Below are 14,407 nucleotides of genomic sequence, written 5' to 3'. Positions count from 1 at the left end.
CCCCCGCCACCGCCCGTCGTCGTGGCCCCGGTGGAGCAGCCGCAGCAGACCTCGCGGTCGGCCACGCGGACGAGCACCGCCGCCGCTGCGGCCACCTCCTCGGCCCCGCGCCAGGCGGCCAGCGGCAGCATCGTCGACATCGCCCGCAGCCTGCTCGGCATCTACTACGTCTACGGCGGGACCACCCCGGCCGGCTTCGACTGCTCGGGCTTCACCCAGTACGTCTACGCCCACGCCGGCATCAGCATCCCGCGCACCGCCACGGCGCAGATGAACGCAGCGACCATCGTGTCCAACCCGCAGCCCGGTGACCTGGTCTTCACGGTCAGCGGCGGCATCGCCACCCACGTCGGCATCTACACCGGCCCCGGCATGATGATCGACTCGCCGCGCACGGGCAAGGCGACCTCCGAGCGCGCCATCTTCTCCGGCAACGTCTACGGTCGTTTCTGACCGATCACGCTCGACCGACGAGGGCCCCGCACCAGCACGGTGTGGGGCCTTCGTCGTCTGCGGCGGCCCGCCGGGGAGTGACGGGTCAGTGCACCCGGTCGCCGCGCAGGAGCACATGCGGGTGAAGGTAGCCGCGGTCCAAGGGGGCCGTCGTCACGCGCAGGTCCAGATCGCGCAGCCACTGCGCCATCGTGGCCGTGGGCACGAAATCGAACTCGTGGCCCTCGGTGATGCGCAGCACCTTGACCGCCAAGGTCTCCTGCGCGGTGTTCCACCGCGCCTTCCAGCCGGCGGCCATGTCCATCTCCTTGACGAGCAGTCGCCCTCCGGGAGCGAGCGCCGCCACGCAGCGCTCGATCAGCGCGTGCTGCTCGGCCGACGGCAGCAGATAGAGGACGTCGAGGATGACGATCGCGTCCCAGGGGCCCTCCGGGACCCGGCCGGACACCCCGACCGACACCGTGGCCCGCTCACCCAGAGGAGCCAGCGCCCGCGTGCCGACCGCGATCTTGTCGGTGTCGATGTCGACACCGACCACGATGCGCCGGGGGCCGGTGAGGGCGGCATATGCGACGAAGAGGCCGTGTCCGCAGCCGACCTCGAGGACCCGGCCCGTGGTTGGCAAGGACTTCTCGACGGCCGTGAAGGGCGCGGTCCACCACCGCCCACGCACATGTGCGCGGTCGGCGCGGGGTGCGTCGGCGTAGAGGGCCATCGCGGCCTTCGCCGCCGCGTCGGGACGGGTGGGCATCAGGAGCCTCCGGTGATGACGGGAAAGGTGCTCGGGTGGAAGCCGTGCGCGCTCAGGTCGGCGCGCACGTCGGGATCGAGCAGGGCAGCCAACTCGTCCTCCCAGCGATAACCCCAGTCGAAGCGCGAGGAGTCGGCATCCACGAGCCCCGGGTGGACGTTGACCTCCGCTGCCGCTGCGGGCGTCGCGGCCAGGGCGCGAAAGGCGCGGCCCAGGGCTGCCCGGTCCATCCCACCGGCCTCCTCCAACCCCGCGTATGCCGTGACCGGCAGACCGTGGGCCACCAGCCGGTCACGCAGGCGTCGAGAGAGCACGCCGACGCCGAGCCCGATCGGGGAACGACCATGCGCACGAGGGAGGCGGACGTGCGCGATGCCGTGCTGCTCGGCGAGGTCCACGACGACCGCGCCGACCCCCGGCCAGAGGTGGACGTGTTGATGGGTGTCGAGGTGGCCGAGCTCCAGGCCCAGGTCGAGCCCGGCCTGCACCTGGGCGCCCAGCTCGCGGCGGACGTCGTCGAGGTCGACCCGACCGGTTGCCGCGCGGGCCACGAAGGTTCGGTAGGACAGCGGGAATCGTCCGGCGCGGTCCACGAGCGTCGGCACTTCACGGGCGCTGAGCAAGGGCGGGTCCTCGCCGACGAGCGCGAGGTGGACGCCGGCGGCCAGGCTGGGAGTGGCGCGCAGCATGGCGGCGGCGTCCGCGGCATACCGGCCGACGGTGAGGAGCGAGGTGGAGGTGACGATCCCGTCGACGTGTGCCCGCCGGATGGCTGCGTTGATCCCTCGGCTCAGGCCCAGGTCGTCGGCATTGACGACCAGCGGTCGCGTCACCGGTCGCCGTCGAGGTCGAGGGGACGCACGGACTTGAGTTCGTGCCTCAGGTCGCGCATCTCACCCAGGATGGTCCGGATCACCCCGGCCGACGACAGGGTCGACACCCCTCGCGTACGCGGGAAGTAGTCGACGCCGATCTGCACCACCTGGAAGCCCATCCGGGAAGCGCGGATCATGAATTCGGCGTCGATGAAGGACCCTTCGCTCTTGACCTGCACGTGGTCGAGCACGCGGCGTCGGATGAGTTTGAAGGCGAAGTTGATGTCGCGGAAACGCACGCCGAAGCCCGCGGTCACCAGGCCGTTGTAGACGAAGGAGTAGACGGTCCGGCGCAGGCCCTCACCGGTGCGGTCGAGGCGATAGGCGCTGATGATGTCGGCCTCGTAGTTGCGCAGGATCCGGAAGGCGCGCGAGAGCTCGGCCATGTCGAAGGGAAGGTCGGCATCGGTGTAGAGCACGATGTCGCCGGTGCACGCGGCCAGGCCGGTCTTGATCGAACCGCCGAGCTTGCGGTTGGTCTCGTGGTGGACCACGTGGACGTGGGGATCCTCGGCGGCGAGCGCGTCGGCGATCGCACCGGTGTCGTCCGTGGAGGCATCGTCGACGATGACGAGTTCGTAGTCGCCGATCTCGCCGTCGGCCACGAGCACCTCGCAGATCTCGGTGGCGAAGCCGATCGTGCGTCGGATGTAGTCCTGTTCGTTCCACATCGGGAAGAAGATGGAGAGTTTGGCGAAGTTGGCCGCGGTCGAGGTCGGGCTCATGAGATCAGGACCCCCAGTCCGTAGAAGAAGGTGGCGACGAGCAACGCCACTGCGCTGACCGCCGGGACGGCCACTCGAATCCAGCGGCGTGGCTGCTGGTCCAGGAGTGCCCCCAGGACCGCGAAGACCGGGAACGCCATCATCACGTAGCGGCCACACCCCAAGAAGTCCTTGCTGCCCACCAAGGGTATGCCGAGCACGATGAGGGCATAGGTGAGGTAACCCCACCCGAAACGCCGGAACACCTGGGGGATCGCGAGGACGGCCAGCAGGCAGACGAAGAACTGCGCGAAGAGGATCGCCTTGATGTCCCACGGTCCGTGCAGCATCTGCCCGCCGAAGCCGACCTTGAACCACGTTCGTGGTCCGGCACCCTGGTCCCAGCCGGGGGAGGACTGCGCGTCGGCGAAGGCGACCGGGTTGCCGAAGACGAACCACAGATAGGCCATCCACCCGAGCAGGCCGGCGACCGACAAGCCGACGAGGGTATGCCGTGGGCGCACCGTGGTGAGGGCTCTTGCCAGCTCCCGGAAGGAGACCTTGTCCCGGCCGGACGTGCTCTGCGCGAGCATCTCGAGGGTGCGCACGACGAGTCCGGCGACCAGGGCCAGGCCCACCGGCCGCCCCGCCGTCGCGACGGCACCGATGAGGCCCGCGAGGGCGAAGTGCCTGGCCTCGAGGGCGGTGAAGGCGGCCAGGACGCAGAGCAGGAAGAGGGCGTCGCTGTACATCGCCCCATAGATGAAGAAGGCGTAGGGGTAGGCCATGAGGGAGGCGGTGGCGAGCCGACGGGCGCGACTGGTGACACGGCCATCGAGCCACCGCCAGAAGAGCACGAGACTGGCTGCGCCACACAGCACCGTGACCAGGACCCCGGCGACCTGGACGTCCCCGACGAGCTCGGCGACCAGACGCACTGCCATCGGGTAGGACGGGAAGAAGGCGATGGGGGACTGCTGGCCGGGGTGGTAGAAGTAGCCGTTCTCCGCGATCCCGCCGTACCAGTGGGAGTCCCAGCGCACCCAGGCGTCGATCCAGATCGGGTCCCCCGTGACGATCTGACTGCGATTGGTGATCTCCGCTGCCAACGGCAGGCCCTGCGCCCAACTGACGACCGTCGTGAGGAGGACGGTGACCGCGGCATACGTGCCCACGAGCGGACCCACGCCGCGCAGCGCGCGTGACTGTGTCGTCATCGTTCCGCCCCGGTCGTCGGTGGATCCGGTTGATCGCCCCCGTGGGATAGTAACGAAGGTGGCCGAGCGTCGTTGGCCGTCCACACCGAGAGGAGCCTCGCCAAGTGATCTGGGTGTTCATGGCGGCCCTCGTGGGCGGAATCGCCGTGCTGCTCCAGGCTCAGTCGGCGCGTGCGGAGGACCACTCCGGGCACCTCGGTCTGCTCGCGACGCTCGTGCGACGCCCGCGCTATGTCGCCGGGCTCGGCTGCATGTTCGCCGGCTTCGTCTTCGGTGCCCTGGCGCTGCGGACGATGCCGCTCTTCGCCGTCCAAGCGGGACGGTCGTCCAGCCTGGCCGTGACGGCAGTGCTGGCCGTTCTCATGATCGGTGCCCGGCTCAAGGGGCGCGACATGGCCGCCATCGTCGCCGTGGGGCTGGGTCTGGTCGCCGTGTCCTTTGCGTCCCGACACGGCCACTCGAGGCTGCAACTGGAGGGGCTGGGTCGCCTCCTGCCGCTCGTCGGTGTGCTCCTGCTGCTCTGGCTGGGCCAACTGCTCGCCCGGCGGCGCGAGGCGTGGGTGGGCCCGGTCCTGGGGGTGTTGGCCGGTTCCTGTTTCTCGGTCGTGGGGCTGTGTGTGCGGGCGTTGGCCGGGGGAGTGCACCATCACGGCTGGGAGGCACTGCTGCACCGCCCGCTGTTGTGGACCATCCCAGTCGCCGGTTTCGCTGGCCTGCATCTCAGCACGGTCGCGCTCACCAAGTCCTCGGTGGTCGCCGTGACCTCGGCGCTCATCGCCAGCGAGGTGGTCGTCGCGGGCATCCTCGGCGTCACCCTGGCCGGCGATCACGCCAAGCCCGGTCTGGCCTGGCTGGCCCTGCTGGGCGTCGCCATGGTGCTCGTCGGGGCCCTGGACCTGGCGCGCTTCAGCGCCGAGCTGGAGGGCGCCGTCGACGAGGCGTCGTGAACGTGAGGCGCCCCGGCAGGGTTTCGTTCGGGGATCGCTTGTGAGCGCCACCGCCTCAGCGCTGAGCCGGTGGCGAGGCTGACGCCACCCAATCCGAGCGGCGTGCGGCGCCGAACGACGACCATGGGCGCACCTACCGCACCGATCAGATATGCCGCGATCGGAATGCTGGCGGCCGCTGCCGGGGTGGGGGTCGGGCACCTCGTGGCGGCGATTGTCGCGCCACAATCGTCGCCGGTGCTCGCGGTCGGCTCCACGATCATCGATTCGACGCCGACGCCGGTCAAGGAGTGGGCGATTCGCACCTTCGGGGCGCTGGACAAGGTCGTCCTGCTGGGCAGCGTGACGCTGGTGACGGCAGTGCTGGCCGCCCTGGTCGGCCTGCTGGGCCGCGCCAGGCGCGGCCCAGCCGTCGCCCTGATCGTCCTGCTGCCCGGACTGACGACGCTCGCGGCCATCCTGCGCCCGGGAGCTGCCTTGGTCGATGCACTCGCGGGGCTGGCGGCGATGGGCGTCGGCGCCCTCGCCTTCACCCACCTGCTCCGCAGCCTGGACGGGGAGACACGCGAGTCGTCGGTTGTGGACTCCGATTCGGCCCGGCGACCTTCCGAATCCCCCCTTGACCACAGCGCGCACGCCATGGGGCACCCTGGGCGCACGCACCGGCGGCAGTTCATCCTCGGCGCGGGGGCGACCGGCGCCGGAGCCCTTCTCGCCGGCGGTGCCGGGCAGGCAATGATCGTCCGGGATCGGGCGGTCGCAGACGTCGCGCTGCCCACCCCCGCGGGCGCCGTCGGCCCCCTGCCAATCGGGCTCGAGGCCACGACGAAGGGCATCAGCCCGCTGCGAACGCCGACGGAGTCCTTCTACAGGGTCGACACCGCCCTGACCATTCCGCGCGTGGACCCGACCACGTGGACTCTGACCATCGACGGCATGGTCGCTCAAGAGCTCACCGTGACCTACGACGATATTCTCGGCATGGACCTCGTCGAGCGCGACATCACCCTCAACTGTGTGAGTAACGAGGTGGGCGGACCCTACATCGGGTCGGCGCGCTGGACCGGCGTGCCCGTGCGCGCCCTGCTGGAGCGCGTCGGCATCGACCGCGGTGTCGACCAGATCCTCTCGACCTCGGTGGACGGCATGAACATCTCGACGCCCGTCCAGGCACTGCTCGACGACCGGGAGGCCCTTCTCGTCGTCGGGATGGACGGGCGACCTCTCCCGGCCAAGCACGGCTTCCCCGTCCGGCTCCTCACCCCGGGGCTCTACGGATTCGTCGGCGCCACCAAGTGGCTCGAACGGCTCACCGCCACGACGTATGCTGCGAAGCCGGCCTACTGGACCGAACGCGACTGGGCGACCGACGCTCCGGTGCGGACCCAGTCACGCATCGACACCCCCAAGGGGCTGGGTGGCCTGCGCGCCGGCCAGGTCGCCATCGGCGGGGTCGCTTGGTCCCAGGCTCACCAGGGCATCCGGCGCGTCGAGGTGCGAGTCGACGACGGCCCGTGGGTGGAGGCGACGCTGGGACCGGAGGTCGGGGCCGCCTACTGGCGACAGTGGTCCATGTCGTGGGAGGCCACCCCGGGCCGACACCAGCTCACCGTCCGCGCGACAGACGGCGAGGGCACCGTCCAGGCGACCGAACGCCTCGACCCCTTCCCCTCGGGCGCCCAGGGCCTGCACTCCATCGTCGTCATCGTCGACTAGAAGACGACCCACCGAAAGCTTGGGGCCATGACCAATCCGCGCTGCGCGGCATACCGAACCACGTGTGTCAACCGACCTCCGAGCAAGGAGACCTCTCATGAGGAACCACAATCGCACCACCCGCATGGCCCTCGTTGCCCTCGCGCTGTCCCTGCCCCTGGGCATGGCCGCCTGCGGCAGCAACGACACCACGAGCTCGAGCAGCCCCGGCTCCTCCTCGTCGATGAGTGAATCGCCCATGAGCTCCTCACCGATGACCGAGTCGCCCATGGCCAGCGGCAGCGCCATGGCGGACGGCAAGCCCTTCGGCGCGGGCTGCTCGGCAGTTCCCGCCGACGGCAAGGGCTCGTTTGCCGGCATGGCGATGGACCCGGTCGCGACCGCGGCCGGAAACAACCCGGTCCTGTCCACGCTGGTGAAAGCAGTCGGGGACGCGGGCCTGGCCGACACCCTCAACACCACCCAGGACATCACCGTCTTTGCGCCGACCAACGACGCCTTCTCCGCGCTCGACAAGCCGACGATGGATGCCGCGATGGCCGACCCCAAGGGCCTGCTCACCAAGGTCCTCACCAACCACGTCGTGCCCGGGCGTCTCGCCCCGGGCAAGGTGGCCGGTGACCACAAGACCCTCGCGGGGACGATGATCACTGTCACCGGCTCCGGGGAGGACGTCATGATCGGCAAGGCCAAGGTCGTCTGCGGCAACGTCCAGACAGCCAACGCCACCGTCTACATCGTCGACCAGGTCCTGCTCCCCGCCTCCTGATCCCGGTCGCGGGGAGAGGATGATGAGCCGCATGGCAGGTCCTGACCGCACTCCCGCGTCCCTCACCGGGCGCGGGAGTGCGGTGGTCTCTGTTGCGAGGGCGGACTCGCTCATCGACTGGCTGCAGGCGTCCGGTCGCGGCGACCAAGACGCCTTCGCCTCGCTCTACGACGCAGTGTCGAGCCGGGTCCACGGCCTCGTGCTGCGCGTGGTCCGCAACCCCGCGCAGGCCGACGAGGTCACCCAGGAGGTCTTCCTCGACATCTGGCGCCAGAGCGCACGCTTCGACCCGCAGCGCGGCAGTGCACTGTCATGGATGCTCACGATCGCGCACCGCCGTGCGGTCGACCGGGTGCGGTCCGCGCAGGCCACCACCGAGCGGGACAGCGCTTGGGTCGCCAAGAACCAGGACACGCCACACGACAGCACCGCTGAGCGGGCCGAACGCTCCCTGGATGCGCAACGGGTTCGCAACGCACTCGACGCCCTGACCGACACCCAACGCGGCGCCGTCGAGCTCGCCTATTTCGGCGGGTATACACACACCGAGGTCGCCGGCCTCCTCGACATTCCCCTCGGCACGGCCAAGACGCGGATCCGGGACGGGCTCATCCGACTACGAGACTCTTTGGGAGGTGCGAGATGAGCGCCGACATCCACAGCCTGTCCGGTGCCTACGCAGTTGACGCCGTCGATGGTGACGAGCGCGTCCTCTTCGAGGAACACCTGGCCCTGTGCCCCGAGTGCCGCGTCGAGGTCGCCAGTCTGCGCGAGGCGGCGAGCGCGCTCGCAGACCTCACCCGTGCCGAGACCGGACCCGACGTGCGACGCGCCGTGCTCGACAAGATCGGCACCGTCCGGCCGCTGCCGCCGCTCGTCCAGCGTCCCGCGTACGACACCGCGACCGAGCACCGAGGCATACCGACCGAGGAGGTAGGCACCGTGGTCCGTATGCCGCGCCGCCACGTCCTCACGTGGGCTGGCGCCGCCGCGGCGGCAGCCGTCGTGGGCGGCGTGACGTGGCAGCAGTTCCGGCCCCAGGAGGAGGCGCAACTGACGGCAGCCGAGAAGGTGATTCGGGCCTCTGACGCCCACCGGTTCCAGCAGTCGGTCGACGGCCACACAATGACGATCGTGCGAAGCCCCGCGATGCGCCGCGCCGTACTCATCGCCGAGGGCATGCCTGCTGCACCGAAAGGCAAGGACTACCAGGCGTGGTTCGACCTGCCCGGCCGGGGCATGGTGTCGGCGGGAGTCGTGCGTCCCGATGCCTCCGACAACGTCATGGTCATCCTCGAGGGGGACGCCGCAGCCGCGACGGGCGCGGGACTGACGGTGGAGCCCACCGGCGGCTCACCGGCGCCGACGTCGGACCCGATCATGCTCATCCCGTTCACCTGATCCATCGGCCAGGATTCCGACCCCGGATGGTCCTTACGGGAGGCTGCCTCCGCCCTGATCAGCGAGACCATGAGTCGCGACATCCACGTCACACCGTGAACCCACACACAAAGCCATGGGTCGCGACATCGAGCAAACGATGTCGCGACTCAGGACATGCGTGCCCCCGGCAGGATTCGAACCTGCGACACCTTCTTTAGGAGAGAAGTGCTCTTCCCCTGAGCTACGAGGGCCTGCCCGGCGAGCGGGCGCCCCCAAGCCTAGGCGACGGTGCGGCATACCCCTGACGAGGCGGCATACTCTCGCGGGTGAGGGAGAACGCCGTCGACCACGTCCAACGGCGCACCCTGGCCACCCTCGTCGTCACGCAGGTCCTCGGCGGCATCGGCTTGTCTGCCGGGGTCGCCGTGGGCGCGCTCCTCGCCGAGGACATCGCCGGCTCCGCGACCTATGCCGGTCTCGGCGGCACCTTCCAGGTCCTCGGAACCGCCCTGCTCGCCATACCGATGACCTCCCTCATCGCTGCCCGCGGCCGTCGCTCCGGTCTCTCGCTCGGGTATGCCGCGGCCTTCCTCGGCGCGATCGGGCTCGTCGTCGCCGGAGTCATCGGCAACTTCCCGCTCCTGCTCGCCGCGAGCCTGCTCTTCGGCGGGGCCACGGCGAGCAACAACCAGGCCCGGTATGCCGCGGTCGACCTCGCGCCCGCCACTCGCCGAGCGCGTCAGCTCAGTCTCGTCGTCTGGGTGACGACAATCGGGTCGGTGCTCGGGCCCAATCTCGTCGGTCCCAGTGAGCCGGTCGCCCGCGCCCTGGACCTGCCGGTGCTCGTCGGTCCCTACCTCTTCTCGGTCGTGGGTCTGGCCCTGGCCACGCTCGTCATGCTCCTCTTCCTGAGGCCCGACCCATTGCTGGAGGCCCGGCGGCGCTCGTTGGCCGGCGACGCCCAGGTCGGGCCCAGGGGTTCGGTGCTGGAGGGCCTGCGGATCCTGCGGCGCAGTCGGGTGCGCCTCGTCGCGCTGCTGACCCTCGCGGTCGGGCACGCGGTCATGGTGAGTGTCATGGTCATGACGCCCCTGCACATGCGGCACGGGCACGCCGAGTTGACCGTCATCGGGCTCGTGATCAGCCTGCACATCGTCGGCATGTTCGCCTTCTCGCCGATCACCGGTTGGTGCGTCGACCGCTTCGGGGCGCGCTGGGTGGCGCTGGCCGGTGCGCTCACCCTCGTCGTCGCGACGCTGTTGGCATCCTCCTCGCCGATGGGCTCGTCGAGCCGGCTCACGCTCGGCCTCTTCCTGCTCGGGCTGGGTTGGTCGGGCACCTATGTGAGCGCGTCGTCCGCCCTGGCGGCCACCTTGACGCTGCCCGAGCGGGCCTCGGGGCAGGGTGCGGCGGACATGATCATGAGCCTGGTCGCGGCCGGCGCGGGCGCGATCGCCGGCGTCGTCGTCGACCACGCCGGGTTCCACTGGCTCGCCCTGACCTCGATGGCCTTCGCGCTCGTCGTCGCTCTCGCCGCGATCAGCACCCCGGGCTTGGACACGCGAGCGCCCTGACCGAACAGGTCCAGTTGTTAGCCTGCTGCGGTGACTGACGCGGTGGCCCCTGCACCCGAGACGTCCCAGCCCGACGATCCGACGCCCGCTGCCTCCTCGGCGGTCGACACCCGACTCGGGCTGGTGCGCTCGGCGGTGGCTTCGTGGACCAAGCACCTGGTCGACCTCGGCGGCCGCAACACCCTGCTGTGGTTCCGGGACCTGCCGACGGGGACCCTGGAGCTCACCACCGCCCATCCCGGCGGCGTCGCGCTGCTCATGACCGGGCGACCCACCCGGCTCACCGACCTCGTGCGTGAACCGGCGGCCTTCGAGGAGGCGCGACGACGGTGCCGCGCGATCGCCGCCAAGACGCGCGAACTCAAGGAGGAGCGGGGCATCGAGACCTGCTTCGTGGCCTTCGGGATGGCCACCTGGACCATCCCCGGGGTGCCTCGATCGCCCGCAGCCCCGGTGCTGCTGCGCGCGGCCACCTTGCGACAGATCGGCGCCGCCGGTCAGGACTTCGTGCTCGACCTCGGCGACACCATCGAGCTCAACCCGGTGCTGGAGCACTACCTCGCCCAGGAGCGTGGGCTGGCAATCGACGGCGACGCCTTGGAGGCGCTGGCCGTCGCCGGCAACGGCTTCGATCCTCACCCGACCTTCGCGAACCTTGCCGAGATCTGCGACGACATCGACGGCTTCGCGATCAATCCGCGCATCGTCGTCGGCAACTTCTCCTACGCCAAGCTCCCGATGGTCGCCGACCTTGCCGCCCAGGGCGAGACCTTGGCCGACCATGACGTGATCGCCGCGCTGGCCGGGGACCCCACCGCACTCGCGTCCGTCCACGGTGACATCACGGTGCGCGATGGCGACCCGGTCCTCGACGAGACGAGCGCGACCCTCGTCCTGGACGCCGACTCCTCGCAGCACCAGGTGATCGAGGCCGCCCGCAGCGGCGCCCACCTCGTCGTGCAGGGGCCGCCGGGCACCGGCAAGAGCCAGACCATCGCCAACCTCGTCGCCGCGCTGGCCGCCGATGGCAAGCGCGTGCTCTTCGTCGCCGAGAAGCGGGCCGCCATCGATGCGGTGGTCGGCCGCCTGACGCGAGTGGGTCTGGGTGACCTCGTCATGGACCTCCATGACGGTGCGCGCGCCAAGAGGCGGATCGCAGTCGATCTCTCCGATGCGCTCGAGGCCGCCGACGAACCGGACGGAAACGGCCTTCCGGTCGCCACTCTCAGGGTCCAGCACGACAGCGCCGTGGCCCTGGCCGACCACATCAGGGCCATGCACGACCAGCGAGCCCCGTGGGGAGTGAGCGCCCACGAGGTCATGTCGGCGGTCTCAGCGCTCAGCCGCAGCGCCGTGCCGCCACGGTCCACCGTTCGGTTGCGCGGCGATCACCTGGCCCGCCTGAGTTCCACCACCCGCGACGAGACGGCCGCGGAGATCGAGCGCCTCGCCCGCCTCGGCGCCTGGCGCGCCGATGGTGGCGACGACCCGTGGTTCGATGCCGACCTGTCGACGCCGGACGAGGCAGTCGAGGCCCGCGACCGCGTCGAACGACTCCAACCCGGTGGCCTGGACCACTTGGACGCCGTCGTGCGCGAGGTCCTGCACGGACTGCGACTGCCCGATGCGCGCACCATCGGCGACTGGGGTCGCGTGCTGTCCACCCTGGCCAACGTCCGGCACACATTGGAGACCTTCCGGCCGGAGGTCTTCGATGCACCGCTCGAGGAGGCCGTCCTCGCGACCGGAACCCCGCAGCAGCGCGCAGCGGCCGGCACCTCCCTGGGCTGGTGGGAGCGGCGACGGATCAAGAAGGCGGCCAAGGCGCTGCTGCGACCCGGCCCGCCTCCCGCGGATCTTCACGCCGCACTGGTCGATGCGGCGGCCCAGCGCACCGCTTGGCGGCAGCTCGCGGGAGCCGGTGGGCGCCCGGAGATCCCTGCCGACCTCGATCGGGCACGCTCGGTCCACGCCGGAGTCACCGCGGACCTCGACTGGCTCCAGGAGCGACTTCCCAGGCAACCCGACGACGAGGCCTTGGTCGACCTTGACCGGGCAGACCTCGTGGAGTTGCTCGAGAGACTGCGCCAGAACGTCGACCGGCTCGCCGTCGTGCCCACGGTGCGCGCGCCGCTGGATGCCCTGGAGGCCACCGGCTGGGGGCCGGTCATCGACGACCTTGCCGCCCGTGGGGTCGAGGACGACCACGTGCGTGCCGAGGTCGAGCACGTCTGGTGGGCTTCGATCGCCGAGGACATCGCGCTGCGGGACCAGCGGATCGGTGGGCACTCCGGGGACCACCTGCGCGGCCACCTCCATCGCTTCGCCGCCGCCGACCGGGAGGTGATCGCCGACGGCGCGACGCGAGTCCAGGCGGCGGTGCGCAGCCGGATCCGCTCCATCGCGGCCCAGCACCCCGAGCAGGCCGCGGCGGTGCGAGCCGAGGGTCGTCGGCGGCGTGGGTTGAAGCCGGTCCGAGACCTCATGCCGCTCGCCGGCGAGCTCATCACCGCGCTGCGACCGTGCTGGGTGATGAGCCCCCTGGTCGTGGCCAGCGTCCTGCCCCCCGGGCGCTGGTTCGACGTGGTCGTCTTCGACGAGGCCTCGCAAGTGCCTCCGGCGCAGGCGATCTCCGCGATCGCGCGAGCGCGGCAGGTCGTCCTGGCCGGTGACTCCCACCAGCTCCCCCCGACGAACTTCTTCACGACGGTCAGCGACGGGGACGCCGACGGCACGGCCCTCACCGAGGGGATGGAGTCCATCCTCGACGTGCTCTCCTCGATCCTGCCCAACCGGCGACTGCGCTGGCACTACCGCTCCCTCGACGAGCGACTCATCACCTTTGCCAACGAGCAGGTGTATGCCGGGAACCTCGTCACCTTCCCCGGCACCGACGCCGAGCCTGTCCTGCGGCTGGAGACCGTCGACGGTCAGGGCATCGTCGACGAAGGCTCGGCGACGGTGGAGTCGACCCGGGCCGAGGTCACGCGTGTCGTCAAGCTCGTCATCGAGCACGCCCGCACCCGGCCCACAGAGTCCCTGGGGGTCATCGCCCTTGGCCTCACCCACGCCCAGCGCATCGACGATGCCCTCCGGGTCGCTCTGGTCGACGTCGAGGACGAGGTGGCTGACTTCTTCGAGGAGTCATCGCCCGAGCCGTTCTTCGTCAAGAACCTCGAGCGGGTCCAAGGTGATGAGCGGGACGCGATCATCCTGTCCGTCGGCTACGGCAAGACCCCGCACGGTCGGGTGCTGCACAGGTTCGGTCCGCTCAATCTCGAGGGCGGGGAGCGCCGGCTCAACGTCGCGATCACCCGAGCCCGCCGTCGCATGACCGTCGTGTCGGCGCTGGTCGCCGAGGACCTGGATCCGGCGCGCCTGAAGGCACGGGGTGCGCAGATGCTGCGCGACTTCCTGGCGTATGCCGCATCCGGTGGGTCCGCCCGTGGCCGAGGCGCTGCGCCGGCCCGTGCCCTGGACCCCCTCGTCGCCGATCTGGCGGACCGGCTCAGCAGCCAGGGCATGACCGTCCACCCAGGCCTGGGAGCCTCCGCGGATCGCATCGACCTCGCCGTGGAATCGCTCGACGCACCGGGTCGCCTCGCCGTCGCGGTCGACTTCGACGGCCCCGAGTATGCCGCGGTCACCAGCTCGCGGGATCGCGACCGCCTGCGTTCGGAGCAGTTGCGGCGGCTCGGGTGGTCGCCGCTGCGGGTCTGGGCCACCGATGTCTACCGCGATCCCGCCCGCGAAGTCGAACGCATTCGCGCGCTCGCGTCGCAGGACCAGCGACCCGCGGGCGCGGACGACGCGGAACTGGTGTCGACGGCCTCCGCCGATGAGGCGTTGTCGGGCGGCGATCCCTCACCCGCAGGCGGCGAGCACCGCGATGCCGACTGACCGGCATACCTCTGGGGAGGGAAGGCGGCCACCGCGCCGCGCGCGGCGAGGGCCCGGTCGCCCCGGCGAGGTCCCGTCCCCGCCGGTGGTGGATGACCAGGACTCGGCGCCACCACCG

Annotated in this window: 12 protein-coding genes and 1 tRNA gene; 8 read left to right on the top strand and 5 right to left on the bottom strand. The window is 70.6% G+C overall.

The features are described 5' to 3' along the window. Positions 1 to 453: C40 family peptidase (locus BN10_RS11490; RefSeq protein ID WP_233354310.1), on the top strand; the 453-nt coding region annotated here is incomplete at its 5' end. A gap of 85 nt (positions 454 to 538) precedes the next feature. Here BN10_RS11490 and BN10_RS11485 read toward each other — a convergent pair. Genes BN10_RS11485 through BN10_RS11470 form a run of 4 tightly spaced genes read right to left on the bottom strand, consistent with a single transcriptional unit; the run spans position 539 to position 4,000 of the window. Further along, positions 539 to 1,204, bottom strand: coding sequence for a class I SAM-dependent methyltransferase (locus BN10_RS11485; RefSeq protein ID WP_010851416.1), 666 nt, complete (start codon positions 1,202 to 1,204; stop codon positions 539 to 541). Next, on the bottom strand, positions 1,204 to 2,037 hold the full coding sequence (locus tag BN10_RS11480) for a ChbG/HpnK family deacetylase (RefSeq protein WP_010851415.1): 834 nt from the start codon (positions 2,035 to 2,037) through the stop codon (positions 1,204 to 1,206). Before BN10_RS11480 ends, BN10_RS11485 begins: the two co-directional genes overlap by 1 nt. Next, complete coding sequence (locus tag BN10_RS11475; protein WP_010851414.1) at positions 2,034 to 2,804, bottom strand: glycosyltransferase family 2 protein; 771 nt, start codon at positions 2,802 to 2,804, stop codon at positions 2,034 to 2,036. Before BN10_RS11475 ends, BN10_RS11480 begins: the two co-directional genes overlap by 4 nt. Then, positions 2,801 to 4,000 (bottom strand): mannosyltransferase family protein, encoded by a 1,200-nt coding sequence (locus tag BN10_RS11470; protein WP_010851413.1) that lies wholly within the window; start codon positions 3,998 to 4,000, stop codon positions 2,801 to 2,803. The genes BN10_RS11475 and BN10_RS11470 overlap by 4 nt, the downstream gene beginning before the upstream one ends. A gap of 104 nt (positions 4,001 to 4,104) precedes the next feature. On the opposite strand from BN10_RS11470, the gene BN10_RS11465 reads away from it, so the two are divergent. From BN10_RS11465 to BN10_RS11445, 5 genes are all read left to right on the top strand, one after another. After that, the gene (locus BN10_RS11465; protein WP_010851412.1) at positions 4,105 to 4,947 is read left to right on the top strand and encodes a DMT family protein; all 843 of its coding nucleotides are present in this window, start codon (positions 4,105 to 4,107) and stop codon (positions 4,945 to 4,947) included. A gap of 123 nt (positions 4,948 to 5,070) precedes the next feature. Next, on the top strand, positions 5,071 to 6,663 hold the full coding sequence (locus tag BN10_RS11460) for a molybdopterin-dependent oxidoreductase (RefSeq protein ID WP_010851411.1): 1,593 nt from the start codon (positions 5,071 to 5,073) through the stop codon (positions 6,661 to 6,663). Between the two features lie 97 nt (positions 6,664 to 6,760). Continuing rightward, complete coding sequence (locus BN10_RS11455) at positions 6,761 to 7,432, top strand: fasciclin domain-containing protein (protein ID WP_010851410.1); 672 nt, start codon at positions 6,761 to 6,763, stop codon at positions 7,430 to 7,432. Positions 7,433 to 7,454: 22 nt separating this feature from the next. Further along, a complete protein-coding gene (gene sigK / locus BN10_RS11450; RefSeq protein ID WP_010851409.1) occupies positions 7,455 to 8,078 on the top strand; it encodes an ECF RNA polymerase sigma factor SigK in 624 nt (207 codons plus the stop codon). Continuing rightward, positions 8,075 to 8,833 carry an anti-sigma factor gene (locus BN10_RS11445; protein ID WP_010851408.1) on the top strand — a complete coding sequence of 253 codons (759 nt, stop codon included), beginning with the start codon at positions 8,075 to 8,077 and terminating at the stop codon, positions 8,831 to 8,833. Before sigK ends, BN10_RS11445 begins: the two co-directional genes overlap by 4 nt. Positions 8,834 to 8,994: 161 nt before the next feature. Here BN10_RS11445 and BN10_RS11440 read toward each other — a convergent pair. Then, positions 8,995 to 9,066 (bottom strand) — tRNA-Arg (locus BN10_RS11440). A 75-nt stretch (positions 9,067 to 9,141) separates the two neighbouring features. Between BN10_RS11440 and BN10_RS11435 the strand changes: the two genes are divergently transcribed. Next, complete coding sequence (locus BN10_RS11435; protein ID WP_010851407.1) at positions 9,142 to 10,389, top strand: MFS transporter; 1,248 nt, start codon at positions 9,142 to 9,144, stop codon at positions 10,387 to 10,389. A gap of 30 nt (positions 10,390 to 10,419) precedes the next feature. After that, positions 10,420 to 14,289 carry an AAA domain-containing protein gene (locus BN10_RS11430; RefSeq protein WP_010851406.1) on the top strand — a complete coding sequence of 1,290 codons (3,870 nt, stop codon included), beginning with the start codon at positions 10,420 to 10,422 and terminating at the stop codon, positions 14,287 to 14,289. Positions 14,290 to 14,407 lie beyond the last annotated feature (118 nt).

Source organism: Phycicoccus elongatus Lp2, from assembly GCF_000367525.1.
Taxonomy (GTDB): Bacteria; Actinomycetota; Actinomycetes; order Actinomycetales; family Dermatophilaceae; genus Phycicoccus_A; species Phycicoccus_A elongatus.
This window is presented reverse-complemented; position numbering and strand designations above follow the sequence as displayed.

Coding starts and splice junctions, on each gene's coding strand:
- BN10_RS11485 (WP_010851416.1), bottom strand. CDS start 1,204: ATGCCCACCCGTCCCGACGCGGCGGCGAAGGCCGCGATGGCCCTCTAC.
- BN10_RS11475 (WP_010851414.1), bottom strand. CDS start 2,804: ATGAGCCCGACCTCGACCGCGGCCAACTTCGCCAAACTCTCCATCTTC.
- BN10_RS11470 (WP_010851413.1), bottom strand. CDS start 4,000: ATGACGACACAGTCACGCGCGCTGCGCGGCGTGGGTCCGCTCGTGGGC.
- BN10_RS11460 (WP_010851411.1), top strand. CDS start 5,071: ATGGGCGCACCTACCGCACCGATCAGATATGCCGCGATCGGAATGCTG.
- BN10_RS11455 (WP_010851410.1), top strand. CDS start 6,761: ATGAGGAACCACAATCGCACCACCCGCATGGCCCTCGTTGCCCTCGCG.
- sigK (WP_010851409.1), top strand. CDS start 7,455: ATGAGCCGCATGGCAGGTCCTGACCGCACTCCCGCGTCCCTCACCGGG.
- BN10_RS11445 (WP_010851408.1), top strand. CDS start 8,075: ATGAGCGCCGACATCCACAGCCTGTCCGGTGCCTACGCAGTTGACGCC.